Genomic DNA, 15,046 nt, shown 5'->3' with positions numbered 1-15,046 from the left:
GCTGACATAATGTCCGCAATTGTTACAGAAACTACCCTTTACTCGGATGTTGGATACTCCAACCGCATCTGTGTACCGGGCGGATTTCAGGATTACAGATTTAAAAGGAGAAAAACATGATTACAAAGGAAAAGAAAACAGAAGTTATCAACAAGTTTGCCAGAAAGGCCGGAGACACAGGTTCACCGGAAGTTCAGGTAGCTATCCTTACAGAGAGAATTCAGGAGCTCAATGAGCACCTTCAGAAGAACCCTAAGGATCACCACTCAAGAAGAGGTCTTCTTAAGATGGTTGGTCAGAGACGTAGCCTTCTTGGTTACCTCAAGAAGAAGGACATCGAGGCTTATCGTAAGCTCATCGCTGATCTTGGTCTCAGAAAGTAATTCATGAAATTGAAAGGCGGGATAAAGCTGATTGGATGATCGGCTTATTCCGTCTTTAATTTTTTATATGAATCAGGGATTCAAAGTTATAGTTAATAGTGCGATTTCGTGGTATTAGCTATGACCTTGAAACCTATGCTTCATATAAAGTACCAAGTAATATCAACATGACAAAGCCTGCACACGCACCTGAAGCGCAACATGCGGATGATGGACCGCGGATGAGCAGGAGAGATTAAGGAGAAAAAAATGGTAAAGACTTATTCAATGGAACTGGCCGGCCGTACACTTAAGGTTGAAATCGGCAAGGTAGGAAAACAGGCTAACGGCTGCGCATTCATGCAGTACGGCGACACAACAGTGCTTTGTACAGCAACAGCATCAGCTAAGCCCAGAGACGGAATCGACTTCTTCCCTCTTTCAGTAGAGTATGGCGAGAAGTTCTACGCTGTAGGAAAGTTCCCCGGCGGTTACAACAAGAGAGAGGGCAAGCCTTCTGAGAACGCTATCCTCACCAGCCGTGTTATCGACCGTCCTATGCGTCCTCTTTTCCCTAAGGATTACAGAAACGACGTAACTATCGAGACGATGGTTATGGCAGTTGATCCTCAGTGCAGACCTGAGCTTGTAGCTATGCTCGGCGCATCAGTTTCAGTTTCTATTTCAGATATTCCTTTCGATGGCCCTTGTGCTATGACACAGATGGGTATGATCGATGGTGAGCTTATCGTTAACCCTACTCAGGAGCAGTGGAATACAGGTGATCTCAAGCTTACAGTTGCATCTGTAGGACAGAAGGTTATCATGATTGAGGCAGGTGCCAACGAGATTCCTGAGGAGAAGATGAAGGAAGCTATCTACAAGGCTCATGATGTGAACCTTCAGCTTATCGAGTTCTTCAAGGGTATCGTAGCAGAGGTTGGTAAGCCTAAGCACGAGTACACAAGCTGCGCAGTTCCCGAAGAGCTTTTTGCAGCAATCAAGGAAGTTGTTCCTCCGGAAGAGATGGAGAAGGCTGTATTCACAGATGACAAGCAGACCAGAGAGGGCAACATTGCAGAGATCACAGATAGACTTACAGAGAAGTTTGCAGACAACGAAGAGTGGCTTGCAATCCTCGGTGAGGCTATTTACCAGTATGAGAAGAAGACCGTTCGTAAGATGATCCTCAAGGATCACAAGAGACCTGACGGCCGTGAGATCAAGCAGATCAGACCTCTGGCAGCTGAGGTTGACCTTATTCCAAGAGTACACGGAAGTGCTATGTTCACTCGTGGACAGACACAGATCTGTGATGTAGTAACTCTTGCACCTCTTTCAGAGGCTCAGAAGGTTGAAGGCCTTGACGCTTTCGCAGCTGACAAGAGATATGTACATCAGTACAACTTCCCTGCTTACTCAGTAGGTGAGACCAAGGTTTCAAGAGGACCCGGACGTAGAGAGATCGGACATGGTGCCCTTGCAGAGAGAGCACTTCTTCCTGTTCTTCCAAGTGTTGAGGAGTTCCCTTATGCAATCCGTGCCGTATCAGAGACCTTCGAGTCCAACGGTTCAACATCAATGGCTTCAACCTGCGCATCCTGTATGTCACTTATGGCTGCAGGTGTTCCCATCAAGAAGATGGTTGCAGGTATCAGCTGCGGTCTTGTAACAGGTGATACAGATGACGATTTCGTAGTACTTACAGATATCCAGGGTCTTGAGGATTTCTTCGGAGACATGGACTTCAAGGTAACAGGTACTAAGGACGGTATCACAGCTATCCAGATGGATATCAAGATCCACGGTCTTACTAAGCCTATCGTTGAGACAGCTATCGCACAGTGCCGTGAGGCTAGATTCTTCATCATGGATGAGTGCATGAGCAAGGCTATTGCAGAGCCTCGTAAGGAAGTATCCAAGTATGCTCCTAAGATTGTTTCAGTTCAGATCGATCCTGAGAAGATCGGCGATGTAGTTGGTCAGAGAGGTAAGACCATCAACGAGATCATCGCTCGCACAGGAGTTAAGATTGATATCACAGATGATGGTAAGGTATCTGTTTGCGGTGAGGATGCAGAGATGATCCAGAAGGCCGTTGACATGGTTAACATCATCGTTTCAGACTTTGAGAAGGGCCAGATCTTCACAGGTAAGGTTGTAAGCATCAAGGAGTTTGGCGCATTCGTAGAGTTCGCTCCCGGAAAAGAGGGCATGGTTCACATCAGCAAGATCTCCAAGGAGAGAATCGATCACGTTGAGGATGTTCTTACACTTGGCGACACAGTTACAGTTGTATGCCTTGGCAAGGATAAGATGGGCAGAATCAGCTTCTCAATGAAGGATGTAGCTCAGCAGTAACCTGCTCTATTCTGAGGTAACAAACAATTGGCCGGCATGCAACTGCATACCGGCCTTAATATTGAATAGATTGAGGTTAATATGAGTAATACAAAAGAAACAATTAATGAAATAAATAAGAGACGTACCTTTGCCATCATTTCCCACCCTGACGCAGGTAAGACAACACTTACCGAGAAATTTCTTCTCTACGGCGGAGCCATCAACATGGCCGGCAGCGTTAAGGGTAAGGCCACCGCAAGACATGCGGTATCTGACTGGATGGAGATTGAGAAACAGAGAGGTATTTCCGTTACATCTTCAGTTCTTCAGTTTAATTTTGAAGGATGCTGTATCAACATTCTTGATACACCGGGTCACCAGGATTTCTCTGAGGATACCTACAGAACACTTATGGCAGCGGATTCTGCTGTCATGGTAATAGATGCAAGTAAGGGTGTTGAGGCTCAGACCAGAAAACTCTTCAAGGTCTGCGCCATGAGCCATATTCCGATCTTTACCTTTATCAACAAGCTGGATCGTGATGCCATGGACACCTTTGATCTTCTCGATGATATCGAGAACAACCTTGGTATCGCCACATGTCCTATGAACTGGCCTATCGGTTCAGGTAAGGGCTTCAAGGGTATCTATGACAGAAGAGAGGGACATATCGTAACCTTTTCAGAGACCCAGAAGGGAACCAAGGAAGGTAAAGAGACCATCATCAGCCTTGACGATAAGGCTGCCATTGACAGCGAGATCGGACAGGATGCTTACGACAAGCTTGTAGGTGAGATCGAGCTTTTGGACGGAGCAGGAGCTGAGTATGATCTTGAGGCTGTAAGAGCAGGGCAGCTCACACCGGTATTTTTCGGATCTGCTCTTCAGAACTTCGGAGTTGAGCTCTTCCTTCATCACTTCCTCAAGATGGCTACACCTCCCACAGGCAGAACTTCAGCTGACGGAGAGGTTATTGATCCTCTTGAGAGAGAGTTTTCTGCATTTGTATTCAAGATCCAGGCCAACATGAACAAGGCCCACAGAGACAGAGTTGCATTTATGCGTATCTGCTCCGGAAGATATGATGCAGACAAGGAAGTTAAGCATGTACAGAGCGGCAAGGTAATGCGTCTTTCCCAGCCTCAGCAGCTTATGGCTGATGAGAGAAAGATCTTAAGCGAAGCCTATGCCGGAGATATCATGGGTGTATTTGATCCCGGTATTTTCTCAATCGGAGATACTGTTTGTATGCCCAAGGAAAACATTGTTTATGAGGGAATTCCTACCTTCGCTCCCGAGCATTTCGCAAGGGTAAGACAGGTTGATACCATGAAGCGTAAGCAGTTCGTCAAGGGTATCACCCAGATTGCTCAGGAAGGCGCTATTCAGATTTTCCAGGAGTTCAATACCGGACTTGAAGAGATCATCGTCGGCGTTGTCGGTGTTCTTCAGTTTGATGTCTTGAAATTCAGACTTGAGAGCGAGTACAATGTAGACATAATACTTGAAAGTCTCCCTTATGAATATATCAGATGGGTAGATAACGAGGACGTGGATATGTCTGCGCTTGTGGGCACTTCCGATATGAAGAAGATCAAGGATATGCACGACAGACCGCTTCTTTTGTTTATTAACGAATGGAGCGTCGGCATGACAATGGAGAGAAATAAGGGGCTTGTTCTCTCCGAATTCAAGAAGAACTAAATTCTATTTTTTGAGGGGAAAATATTTGCTTAAAAGGCATTATGGATTTAAAAAAGTCACTGCCTTAATGAGCAGTGTTATTATTGCTGTCAGTGCTCTGACAGGCTGCGGGGAAGCATGGAATCAGTATCTGGAGGATATAGGAGTCAAGAATCCCGATGAATATGAAGAAGGGGTGATTTCTTCACATGAACAGTCCTATGTTGTATCCGAGGATATTCCGGCTGATTCGGTTGCTGTAACCTACGAGGGGGACAATGAGGATGCCGCTGCCATGGCGGAGACGGCTTCCGGGATGAACGACGGAGCTGTACTATCCCAGGACAGGGAACGGGACGAGGATGTCGGTCACGCAGATTCTTCCTTTATGTCCAGCTACAGGAAGCTTAAGGATTCCGATACGGATGAGAAGCTCAAGGCTGCCAGGGAGGAAATTGGCATCACTGAGGCAAATCTTGAATCTGTAAAGAGGCAGCAGGAGGGCAATTATGCCTATGAGAGGCTTACCGATTCCGGCAAGACTCTCTATGCTGAGCTTCTTCTTATTATGCAGGGGATGGGAAAGGATATTCTGGTGTCAACCACCAGCGATGATGCCATCGAATTGGTTTTTGACTATGTAATGACGGATCATCCCGAGATCTTCTATGTGGACGGATATCAGTATACCAATTACACCCTGGATAATGTTATTACCAAGATCACCTTCACAGGCAATTACCTGTATGACAAGGATGAAGTGGATAGAAGGCAGCAACTGATCAACGAATCCGTTAACGCTTGCCTGGCCGGCGCACCTTCTTCTACCGATGACTATTATGCGATCAAATATGTTTATGACTATATCATAAACAATACAGAATATGATGTGGACGCCGGAGATAACCAGAATATCTGCTCAGTATTTATAGACGGCAGAAGTGTCTGCAACGGTTATTCCAAGGCGGCGCAGCTTATTCTTAACAAGCTGGGTATTCCCTGCACACTGGTTACGGGGACCGTTACAACCAAGAATTCAACGGGAGTTCGGCACGCCTGGAATCTGGTTCTGTGTAACGATGCGTATTATTACATGGATGTAACCTGGGGAGATGCTTCTTATCAGACTTCTTCGGGAGAGTCGGCGGATTCCACCAAGTTCCCTTCCGTGAACTATGATTATCTCAATGTTTCCACGCAGGAGATCAGCAGGAATCACCAGATCTCGGATCTTATCTATATGCCTACCTGTAACAGCATGAAGGACAATTATTATGTCCGCGAGGACGAATATTTTACCTATGCTGAACCAGCTCTGGTGAGAGATCTTTTTGAGAGGCGTTATGCAGACGGAAGTGAGAATGTGACTATCAAATGTGCTTCCGACGCTGTGTATGATGCACTTTTTCAGATGCTTATCACCGAGAGGGGAGTGTTTGATTATCTACATGATGAAACCGGTACGGTTTCTTATACTACATTTGCCGATACCAAAACTATGATATTCTGGCTGTAATATGTTATACTATTTTTGTATGTTTATACATTCTTGATACATACAATACTTATGCGAGGTACTAATAATGGGAAAAGAATTAGCAGAGGTTGGAACAGTTAAGATTGCAGATGACGTAGTTGCAAGAATCGCAGCTCTGGCAGCTCTTGAGGTTGACGGAGTATCAGCTATGGCAGGCAATTATACCAGCGATGTTCTTGAGAAGGTCGGCAGGAAGAACCTGAACAAGGGTGCCAAGGTAGCACTTGCAGCTTCTGAGGTTAAGGTTGATCTTGCACTTATGATGGTTTACGGCTACAATATTCCGGCTACCTGCCAACAGGTTCAGACCAGAGTTCAGGCCGCCATCGAGAATATGACAGGGCTTCAGGTTACCGACGTCAATGTAAGGATTGCCGGCATTACAATGCCCAAGTCATGAACCGTAACAACCTTTTTTACTGATTAGGAATGGAAAATATGATGAATAGAAGTATGCTGCGAGAGAAGATATTTGAGCTTCTTTTTCGCGTAGAATTTAATCCGATTGAAGATATGCCCGAGCAGGAAGAGCTGTTTGCCACAACAGGTGACACTGAGTTCTCCAAGTCAGATGCGGATTATATCAGAGATAAATATGAGAAGATTGCCGAGAAGCTGGAAGAGATCGATGCAGCTATAAATGACAAGACTTCAGGATGGGACACCGGTCGCATGGCCAAGGTGGATCTCACCATAATAAGACTTGCTGTGTACGAGATCAAATATGACGAGTCCGTACCCACAGGAGTTGCTATTAACGAGGCGGTAGAGCTTGCCAAGAAATATGGACAGGACGGTTCACCCGCTTTCGTAAACGGAGTGTTAGCTAAATTTGCGCAGTGAATATACAGTCACACAGGTTAATGCATATGTAAAAAATATGTTTGCTCAGGATTTTCTCCTCAGATCAATAACGATCAAAGGAGAGGTGAGCAATTGTAAGTATCATTCCTCCGGTCATATCTATTTTACGCTTAAGGATGCCGGAGGGGCTATTTCCTGCGTCATGTTTCGCTCGGATGCCGAGCGGGGCGGGCTCAAATTTCGAATGAAGGAAGGCCAGCAGGTTAAGGCATCCGGTTCGGTTACCGTTTATGAGAGAGACGGCAAGTATCAGCTCTATGCAAGGCAGATTGAGCTTGATGGCGCCGGTGCTCTCTATGAAAGGTATGAGGAGTTAAAGAAAAAGCTAGAGGAACAGGGCATGTTTGCGCAGGATTACAAACAGCCTATTCCGGCATTTATAAGAACTCTCGGCGTTGTGACCGCTCCCACCGGAGCAGCAGTTCGCGACATAATCAATGTGGCGACGCGGCGAAATCCGCATATTCAGATTATTCTTTATCCTGCCATTGTTCAGGGTGATCAGGCCGCTGAGAGTATTGTCAGGGGCATAGAGACCTTAGCTTCCAAGCAGGTCGATGTTATCATCGTTGGACGAGGTGGAGGTTCCATAGAAGATTTATGGGCTTTCAACGAGGAGATAGTCGCACAGGCTATTTTTGACTGCCCCATCCCTATTATTTCAGCAGTAGGACATGAAACAGATACCACGATTGCAGACTTTGTGTCGGACCGAAGGGCACCTACACCTTCAGCAGCGGCAGAGCTTGCGGTTTTTGAATACAGAAGATTTGTGCAGGATCTGGAGGATTATTCAGCGATCCTGTATAAAAATATGGATAGGATAATTAGCGGGTACAAGTACAAGTCAGAGCGCTTCTATGAGACGCTTAGGCTCCTTAGTCCCGCAGGTAAGATAAAAGAGCAGTATCTTCGCATGGATCAGTTAGAAGATACGTTGAAGGCGCTTATGGATAGGCGTCTGATATCCTTAAGACACAGGCTGGACCTGGATATTGAGAAACTTAAGGGACTTTCTCCTTTGGACAGACTAAAAGGCGGATATTCCTACACCACCGATGACGAGGGTAGGAACATCAGAAACACAGGGGATGTATCCAAGGGAGATGATATTAAAGTATACGTCACCGACGGCGTCATAGAGGCAACAGTTACAGGGAGCCGTCAAATAGACAGAAACTGAGGACGACCATATGGCAACCAGAAAAAAAGCAGTTGAAGAAGAGCAGAGCTTCTCTGTAGAAGAAGCTTTCAAGAAAATAGAAGAGAAGATAAGAGCCCTTGAGGATGAGGATATTACTCTGGAGGATTCCTTCAAGGAATATCAGGAGGGAATGAAGCTGTTAAAGAGCTGCCACGAAGCTATTGCAGTGGTGGAACAGAAGGTTCAGAAAATATCCGAGGACGGAAGCCTGGAGGATTTTGAGTAAATGGCAGATCAGATTTTTGAAAAACAGCTCCTGGACAGAGCATCCCACGTAGAGGATGTACTTAAGAGATTTTTACCCGCCGAGGAGGGCTACGCAAAGAGAGTTATCGAGGCTATGAATTACAGCCTTATGGCTGGAGGCAAGCGCCTGAGACCCGTAATGATGCTGGAGTCCTACAGGCTTTTTTCCGGCAATGGAGATGAGAGTGTGGTGGAGCCTTTTATGGCTGCCATTGAGATGATACATACCTATTCTCTGGTGCACGATGATCTTCCCTGTATGGACAATGATGAGTACAGAAGGGGAAGGAAGACCACACACGCAGTATATGGCGCTGGAATGGCTACTCTTGCGGGAGACGGACTTCTTAATTTTGCATTCGAGACAGCGGTGAAGGGAGCCCTTACAGGAAAGGAACTGCCTTCCTACGACGGAGAGAACAAGAACAGATTTTTATCAGCTCTAGAAGTCCTTGCAACCAAGGCGGGAATCTATGGAATGGTGGGCGGACAGTGCGCTGATATAATGGCGGAGAATGCCGATCTTGGCAGCGCCGATATGAAGGATGTTCTTGCTTACATTGACGAAAACAAGACCGGAGCCTTAATAGAATCCTCACTTATGGTGGGAGCTATTCTTGGCGGCGCTGATAAAAAGCAGGTCGATATGATGGAGAGAGCCGGCAGCAACGTTGGAATCGCATTCCAGATTCAAGACGATATTCTGGATATTGTCGGCAATCAGGAGGAACTTGGTAAACCCATAGGTTCCGATGAGAAGAATAACAAGACAACCTATGTCAGTCTCTATGGCATGGAAGAGGCCAGGAATAAGGTTAAGCAGATGTCGGACGAGGCCTCAGCCATATTGTCGGAGCTGGGCTTTGGAGACAGTTTCCTTGACGGGCTGTTTGAGTATCTTATATACAGAAACAAGTGATTACAGGGGAAAGGAGCGAAAAAATGCTTCTTGATGAAATAAATAAGACCGGTGACATAAAGGAAATCCCACAATCCAAGTACCCCGAGCTGGCACAGGAGATCAGGGACTTTCTTATTGAGCATATATCGGTAACAGGCGGACATCTTGCTTCCAATCTTGGAACCGTGGAGCTTACCATGGCTCTTCATGTGGCTTTGGATCTTCCCAAGGATAAGATCATCTGGGATGTGGGGCATCAGTCCTATACACACAAGCTTCTTACGGGAAGGAAGGACAAATTCGATACGATCAGGCAGTTCGGCGGAATCAGCGGTTTTCCAAAGAGATGCGAAAGTGATACAGACTGTTTTGACACAGGACACAGTTCAACATCTATCTCCGCAGGCCTTGGAATGGTTAAGGCAAGAGATCTGCAGGGAGATGATTATGCGGTTGTTTCCGTAATCGGAGATGGGTCGCTTACTGGAGGTCTTGCCTATGAGGCGCTGAACAATGCAGCCAAGCTGGAGACCAATTATATTATTATTCTGAACGACAATGAGATGTCCATTTCGGAGAGCGTTGGAGGAATGAGGAAATACCTCGATTCTGTCCGCACAGCAGAAGGATATCTTAATCTTAAATGGGATGTGTATGAGCAGCTTCGTAACTCCAATCCCAAGATGGTAGATGGCATCAGGCGAGCCAAGAACAGTTTTAAACAGCTCTTTATTCCGGGGATGGTTTTCGAGAACCTTGGAATAACTTATCTTGGCCCTGTAGACGGTCATAATACCGCAGCACTTGTTAAGACCATCAAGGAAGCAAGGAAGGTCAAAAAGGCTGTCATGATCCACGTTATGACCAAGAAGGGCAAGGGCTATGAGCCTGCGGAGAGACATCCCGCAAGATTCCACGGCACGGAGCCTTTTATCGTGGAAAACGGACTTCCGAAAAATCCAAGGACCACAGCCAATTATCAGGATATTTTCAGCACCGTTATGTGCAAGCTCGGTGCCAGGGATGAGAAGGTGGTTGCCATCACAGCAGCCATGGCTGACGGCACAGGACTTAAGAGATTCAGGAATATGTATCCTGACAGATTTGTGGATGCCGGTATTGCCGAAGAGCATGCCGTTACCTATGCGGCGGGACTTGCTACGGGTGGATACAAGCCTGTTTTTGCTGTGTATTCGTCATTTTTGCAGAGGGCATATGATCAGATACTTGAAGATGTATGTCTGCAGAACCTGCCGGTTACTTTTGCAATAGACAGGGCGGGACTTGTCGGAAGCGACGGTGAGACCCATCAGGGTATCTTTGATCTGTCCTATCTGTCCTCCATGCCCAATATGACTATCATGGCGCCCAAGAACAAGTGGGAGCTGTCGGATATGCTTAAATTCGCAGTTAACCTTGGATCACCGGTTGCAGTCAGATATCCCAGGGGCAATGCCTATGACGGACTGTCTGAGTACAGAGCACCGATAGAACTTGGCAAATGCGAGCCTATCTATGAAGAGAAGGATGTATGCCTCATGGCTGTCGGCTCCATGGTCAAGATAGCTGAGAAGGTCAGAGATATATTAAAAAATAACGGAATCAGATGTTCACTTGTAAATGCCAGATTCGTTAAGCCCATCGACACAGAGTATATACATCTTGCATCCAGAGATCACAAGCTGTTTGTGACGATGGAGGAGAATGTGGCAAGCGGCGGCTTTGGCGAGAAGGTAAGAGCCTACATCGATGAGCACAGACTTGATGCAAGCGTTCTTCAGATTGCTATCCCCGATAAGTTTGTTACCCACGGAAGTGTTGACAGATTGAGGGAAGAACTTGGAATAGATGCTGATTCCATAGCAGAAAAAGTTTTGAGAGAAATACAAAGGTGATATATGGCTAAGGATAAAGAAAGACTGGATGTCCTTTTGGTTGAGAGAGGACTTGCACCTTCAAGGGAGAAGGCCAAGACTCTTATTATGGCAGGTGATGTTTTTGTCAACGGCCAGCGTGAGGACAAGCCGGGAACCACATTTTCCGAAGAAAAGATCACATCGCTGGAGGTAAGAGGAGAGAAGCTTCCCTATGTCAGCAGAGGCGGTCTTAAGCTGGAGAAGGCGGTCAAAAATTTTGATTTTTCTTTAAAAGATAAAGTGTGCATGGATATCGGAGCCTCCACCGGGGGCTTTACAGACTGCATGCTGCAAAACGGCGCAGTCAAGGTATATTCCGTGGACGTAGGTCACGGACAGCTGGACTGGAAGCTTAGAAGCGATGACAGAGTGGTCTGCATGGAGAAGACCAACTTCAGATATATGGTAAGGGATGATATCGGAGATGATCTGGATTTCGCATCCTGTGACGTTTCTTTTATATCACTTACCAAGATTCTTCTTCCTGCCAGAAGACTTCTTAAGGACGGCGGAGAGATGGTGTGCCTTATTAAGCCCCAGTTTGAGGCCGGCAAGGAGAAGGTAGGTAAGAAGGGCGTTGTACGAGATCCTAAGGTTCACGAGGAAGTTGTTCACAGAATCGTGGATTTTACTAAGATAGCAGGTTTTAAAGTTCTGCATCTTGATTTTTCTCCGATCAAGGGACCTGAAGGGAATATCGAGTACCTTGTACATATTCAAAAAGACCCGGAGATGAATCTGCAGGTTGCAGAGCTTACCGAAGCTGAGGGCGAGAAGCTTCTTCGGGAAATTGAGGCGGAAAAGACCGGTTTTTCCCATACTGAGGGAATGGAAGAACTGATAACAAGAACTGTGGCAGCAGCCCATGGAAATCTGGATGTATAAGTATGGAACACTTTTGCATAGTTACCAATAAGAGCAAAGATGCGGACCTTTCGGTTACGCATTATATCAGGGATTACCTTAAGGCTCATGGCAAGACCTGTGATATAGCGGAGGATCTGAAGAACCCTGCTGATACTACAGGTGCCAGGAAGTTTATGAGCACTATCCCGGAATCCAGCGACTGTGTGATCGTGCTTGGCGGAGATGGTACAATGCTGCAGGCGGCAAGAAGTATTGCTTTCCTGGATATTCCAATAATCGGCGTCAATCTTGGCACCATGGGATATCTTGCGGAGGTCGAAAAAAGCGGCATTGATGAGGCTCTTGAACGAATTCTCTCCGGTAATTACCATATCGAAGACAGGATGATGATCAAGGGCAGTATCGGCGAGAAAAAGGACTATGCCTTAAATGACATTGTAGTTACCAGATGCTCGGCGATTCAGGTAATTAACTTTAATATCTACATCAATGATCTTCTTCTTGCCAATTATCATGCAGACGGAGTGATAATCTCAACGCCCACAGGTTCCACCGGTTACAATATGTCTGCCGGCGGCCCGATAGTGGAGCCATCAGCGCACATGATACTGGTAACACCTATATGCTCGCATACCCTGAATTCCAGGAGTATGGTGCTTTCTGCGGATACCAAGATATCTATTGAGATAGGCCCCGGAAGAGATAACGGTGTTCAGAATGTCATAGCTTCTTTTGACGGAAGCGGAGTGATAGACCTTAAGACCGGAGACAGGATTGAGGTCATAAAGTCTAAGAAAACAACAAAGATAATCAAACTTAACAGAGTCAGCTTTATTGAGGTACTCGGTAAAAAGTTTGATAAATGATAGAAGGATAGAAGGAAGGGAAACTATTAATGAAGAGGAACAGACATGATAAGATCATCGAAATTATCGCCAAAAATGTAGTTGAGACTCAAGAGCAGCTTGCCTGCCTTCTTAAGCAGGCAGGTTATGATGTAACTCAGGCCACAGTGTCCAGAGACATCAGACAGATGAAGCTTACCAAGCAGGTAACAGAGGACGGAAGACAGAAGTATGTATATACTACAGCAGACAGTGATGTTATGCAGGATAAGTACGTCAGCGTTCTCAAGGCCGGATATCTTAGTATGGACACAGCTCAGAATCTGATTGTTGTAAGGACCGTTTCAGGTATGGCTATGGCTCTTGCAACAGCCATAGATGCGCTTGATTTTCCGCAGGTTCTCGGATGTATTGCCGGTGATGACACCATCATGGTGGCGCTTAAGACCAATGAGGATGCAGTGGAAGTAATGGAACATATGCAGAAAATGATAAAGGAAAACTAACCTTTATTTTTCAATAAATTTTGCTTTTAAAAGCAAGGCGGGGGAACTCATTTTCTAGAAGGATGAGGTTTATATGTTATACACTTTACATGTGAAAAATCTTGCTCTTATCAAGGAGCAGGAGATCGAGTTTGGAAAGGGGCTGAATATACTGACCGGTGAGACCGGCGCAGGTAAATCTGTGGTGATTGGTTCAGTTAATCTGGCCCTTGGAGGAAAGGCTGACGGTAGCCTTATAAGAACCGGGGAGGAATACGCATTGGTTGAGCTGACTTTCGGAATCGAAAGTGACGCTCAAAGACAGCTTCTTGAGGAAATGGACATTCCCATAGAAGAAGACGGAAGTCTTACAATCCAGAGAAAGCTGATGCCAAATAGGAGCGTGTCCAAGGTTGGCGGTGAGACCGTAACAGCCAGACAGCTCAAGGAAATCTCTAACATTCTTATAAATATCCACGGACAAAATGATCATCAGGAACTTCTTCACAAAAGGAAACACTTGGAGATTCTTGATGATTATTGTATGGATGGATTAAAGGACCTGTTTGATAATCTTTCCGATGAGTACAAAAAAATGAAGGACATCTCCGAGAAACTCTCCGAGACCGAGATGGATGAAACATCAAGGATAAGAGAGCAGGAACTACTGGAATTTGAAGTTCAGGAAATCTCGGATGCTGCGGTGGTTATAGGCGAAGATGAGAAGCTTGAGAGCGCCTACCACAAGATGGTCAACAGCAGGAAGATCTCCGAGGCAGCCTATACGGCAGCAGCCATGACGGGCTCAGGGGATTCCGAGGAGAGTGCCTCAGATATCATTGGAAGAGCCGTAAGGGAATTGTCATCGGTTGCTTACTATGATCAAGAGCTCCAGGGACTTCTGGATCAGCTCTCAGATGTGGAGAATCTTCTCAGTGATTTCAACAGGTCTTTGTCAGGCTATATCAAGGATCTGGAGTTTGACGATGAGGAGTTTCAGACCACAGAGGACAGACTTAATCTTATCAACCATCTGAAGGATAAGTACGGCGGAAGCCTTCAGTCGGTTTTGAAGGCCCTTGATGAGAAGCAGCAAAGACTGGATACGCTGTCAGACCTTGATGAGTACAGAAGCAAGCTGTCAAGAGAATATGAGGCCTCAAAAGAGGAAGTTTTGAAGCTTTGCAAGAAGATATCCGACATAAGGAAAAAAGGCGCCGCATCCCTTAAGGATAAGCTTAAGGAGGCACTTATTGACCTTAACTTCCTTGATGTCAGATTTGAGATTGATGTTAGAAGTGATGAGGAAAAGGTATCTTCCAGAGGGTATGATGATGTGGAATTTATGATTTCCACCAACCCCGGCGAGGAGCTTCGACCTCTTGAAAAAATAGCCAGCGGCGGTGAGCTGTCCAGAATTATGCTGGCACTTAAGACTGTCGTTGCGGACAAGGATGATATCAGCACACTTATTTTTGATGAGATAGATGCCGGTATCAGCGGCAAGACGGCATGGAAGGTATCCCGCAAGCTGGGAACCCTTGCCAAAGATCACCAGATCATCTGTATTACCCATTTGCCACAGATTGCCGCAATGGCGGATACTCATTTTATGATTGAGAAGGGGCTTGATGAGGGCAGAACCGTCACAGGAATATATGCCCTTGACGAAGATGCTTCCACAGGCGAACTCGCAAGACTTCTCGGAGCAGAAAAACTCACTGAGACTACCCTTGAGAATGCAAGGGAAATGAGGCGAGAGGCCATGGAGGCCAAGGCTTAATTAACGGAGA

At 46.0% G+C, this 15,046-nt stretch carries 14 protein-coding genes; all 14 read left to right on the top strand.

Features of this window, described 5'->3' with window-relative positions; all coding sequences use genetic code 11:
- Nucleotides 1-116: 116 nt before the first annotated feature.
- The 14 genes from rpsO (at nt 117) to recN (ending at nt 15,036) form a co-directional block, all read left to right on the top strand.
- Nucleotides 117-383, top strand: coding sequence for a 30S ribosomal protein S15 (gene rpsO, locus G588_RS0101140; protein WP_022764670.1), 267 nt, complete (start codon nt 117-119; stop codon nt 381-383).
- Between the two features lie 249 nt (nt 384-632).
- Nucleotides 633-2,723: a polyribonucleotide nucleotidyltransferase gene (locus G588_RS0101135; RefSeq protein ID WP_022776917.1), complete on the top strand. Its 2,091-nt coding sequence runs from the start codon at nt 633-635 to the stop codon at nt 2,721-2,723.
- Between the two features lie 81 nt (nt 2,724-2,804).
- A complete protein-coding gene (locus G588_RS0101130; protein WP_022776916.1) occupies nt 2,805-4,409 on the top strand; it encodes a peptide chain release factor 3 in 1,605 nt (534 codons plus the stop codon).
- A gap of 67 nt (nt 4,410-4,476) precedes the next feature.
- Nucleotides 4,477-5,904 carry a transglutaminase domain-containing protein gene (locus G588_RS0101125; protein WP_155830720.1) on the top strand — a complete coding sequence of 476 codons (1,428 nt, stop codon included), beginning with the start codon at nt 4,477-4,479 and terminating at the stop codon, nt 5,902-5,904.
- A gap of 67 nt (nt 5,905-5,971) precedes the next feature.
- Nucleotides 5,972-6,325, top strand: a complete 354-nt coding sequence (locus G588_RS0101120) for an Asp23/Gls24 family envelope stress response protein (protein ID WP_022776914.1) — start codon at nt 5,972-5,974, stop codon at nt 6,323-6,325.
- Between the two features lie 41 nt (nt 6,326-6,366).
- Entirely contained in the window at nt 6,367-6,768 is a 402-nt protein-coding gene (nusB, locus tag G588_RS0101115) for a transcription antitermination factor NusB (RefSeq protein ID WP_022776913.1), read from the top strand.
- Nucleotides 6,758-7,972 carry an exodeoxyribonuclease VII large subunit gene (gene xseA, locus G588_RS0101110; protein WP_022776912.1) on the top strand — a complete coding sequence of 405 codons (1,215 nt, stop codon included), beginning with the start codon at nt 6,758-6,760 and terminating at the stop codon, nt 7,970-7,972. The genes nusB and xseA overlap by 11 nt, the downstream gene beginning before the upstream one ends.
- Before the next feature lie 10 nt (nt 7,973-7,982).
- Nucleotides 7,983-8,219, top strand: coding sequence for an exodeoxyribonuclease VII small subunit (gene xseB / locus G588_RS22330; RefSeq protein WP_022776911.1), 237 nt, complete (start codon nt 7,983-7,985; stop codon nt 8,217-8,219).
- Nucleotides 8,220-9,158, top strand: coding sequence for a polyprenyl synthetase family protein (locus G588_RS0101100; RefSeq protein ID WP_022776910.1), 939 nt, complete (start codon nt 8,220-8,222; stop codon nt 9,156-9,158). It begins immediately after the preceding gene.
- Nucleotides 9,159-9,181: 23 nt separating this feature from the next.
- Nucleotides 9,182-11,035 (top strand): 1-deoxy-D-xylulose-5-phosphate synthase, encoded by a 1,854-nt coding sequence (gene dxs, locus G588_RS0101095; protein ID WP_022776909.1) that lies wholly within the window; start codon nt 9,182-9,184, stop codon nt 11,033-11,035.
- A gap of 3 nt (nt 11,036-11,038) precedes the next feature.
- Entirely contained in the window at nt 11,039-11,941 is a 903-nt protein-coding gene (locus G588_RS0101090) for a TlyA family RNA methyltransferase (protein WP_022776908.1), read from the top strand.
- A 2-nt stretch (nt 11,942-11,943) separates the two neighbouring features.
- The gene (locus tag G588_RS0101085) at nt 11,944-12,789 is read left to right on the top strand and encodes an NAD(+)/NADH kinase (protein ID WP_022776907.1); all 846 of its coding nucleotides are present in this window, start codon (nt 11,944-11,946) and stop codon (nt 12,787-12,789) included.
- A gap of 29 nt (nt 12,790-12,818) precedes the next feature.
- Nucleotides 12,819-13,274, top strand: a complete 456-nt coding sequence (locus G588_RS0101080) for an arginine repressor (RefSeq protein ID WP_022776906.1) — start codon at nt 12,819-12,821, stop codon at nt 13,272-13,274.
- Nucleotides 13,275-13,347: 73 nt separating this feature from the next.
- Nucleotides 13,348-15,036 carry a DNA repair protein RecN gene (recN, locus tag G588_RS0101075; protein ID WP_022776905.1) on the top strand — a complete coding sequence of 563 codons (1,689 nt, stop codon included), beginning with the start codon at nt 13,348-13,350 and terminating at the stop codon, nt 15,034-15,036.
- Nucleotides 15,037-15,046 lie beyond the last annotated feature (10 nt).

This window comes from Butyrivibrio sp. AE3009 (genome assembly GCF_000420845.1).
Taxonomy (GTDB): Bacteria; Bacillota; Clostridia; order Lachnospirales; family Lachnospiraceae; genus Butyrivibrio.
Note: the sequence above shows the minus strand (reverse complement) of the source record. Positions and strands in the feature narration are given on the sequence as shown.

Coding starts and splice junctions, on each gene's coding strand:
- rpsO (WP_022764670.1), top strand. CDS start 117: ATGATTACAAAGGAAAAGAAAACAGAAGTTATCAACAAGTTTGCCAGA.
- G588_RS0101135 (WP_022776917.1), top strand. CDS start 633: ATGGTAAAGACTTATTCAATGGAACTGGCCGGCCGTACACTTAAGGTT.
- G588_RS0101130 (WP_022776916.1), top strand. CDS start 2,805: ATGAGTAATACAAAAGAAACAATTAATGAAATAAATAAGAGACGTACC.
- G588_RS0101125 (WP_155830720.1), top strand. CDS start 4,477: ATGAGCAGTGTTATTATTGCTGTCAGTGCTCTGACAGGCTGCGGGGAA.
- G588_RS0101120 (WP_022776914.1), top strand. CDS start 5,972: ATGGGAAAAGAATTAGCAGAGGTTGGAACAGTTAAGATTGCAGATGAC.
- nusB (WP_022776913.1), top strand. CDS start 6,367: ATGAATAGAAGTATGCTGCGAGAGAAGATATTTGAGCTTCTTTTTCGC.
- xseB (WP_022776911.1), top strand. CDS start 7,983: ATGGCAACCAGAAAAAAAGCAGTTGAAGAAGAGCAGAGCTTCTCTGTA.
- G588_RS0101100 (WP_022776910.1), top strand. CDS start 8,220: ATGGCAGATCAGATTTTTGAAAAACAGCTCCTGGACAGAGCATCCCAC.
- dxs (WP_022776909.1), top strand. CDS start 9,182: ATGCTTCTTGATGAAATAAATAAGACCGGTGACATAAAGGAAATCCCA.
- G588_RS0101090 (WP_022776908.1), top strand. CDS start 11,039: ATGGCTAAGGATAAAGAAAGACTGGATGTCCTTTTGGTTGAGAGAGGA.
- G588_RS0101085 (WP_022776907.1), top strand. CDS start 11,944: ATGGAACACTTTTGCATAGTTACCAATAAGAGCAAAGATGCGGACCTT.
- G588_RS0101080 (WP_022776906.1), top strand. CDS start 12,819: ATGAAGAGGAACAGACATGATAAGATCATCGAAATTATCGCCAAAAAT.
- recN (WP_022776905.1), top strand. CDS start 13,348: ATGTTATACACTTTACATGTGAAAAATCTTGCTCTTATCAAGGAGCAG.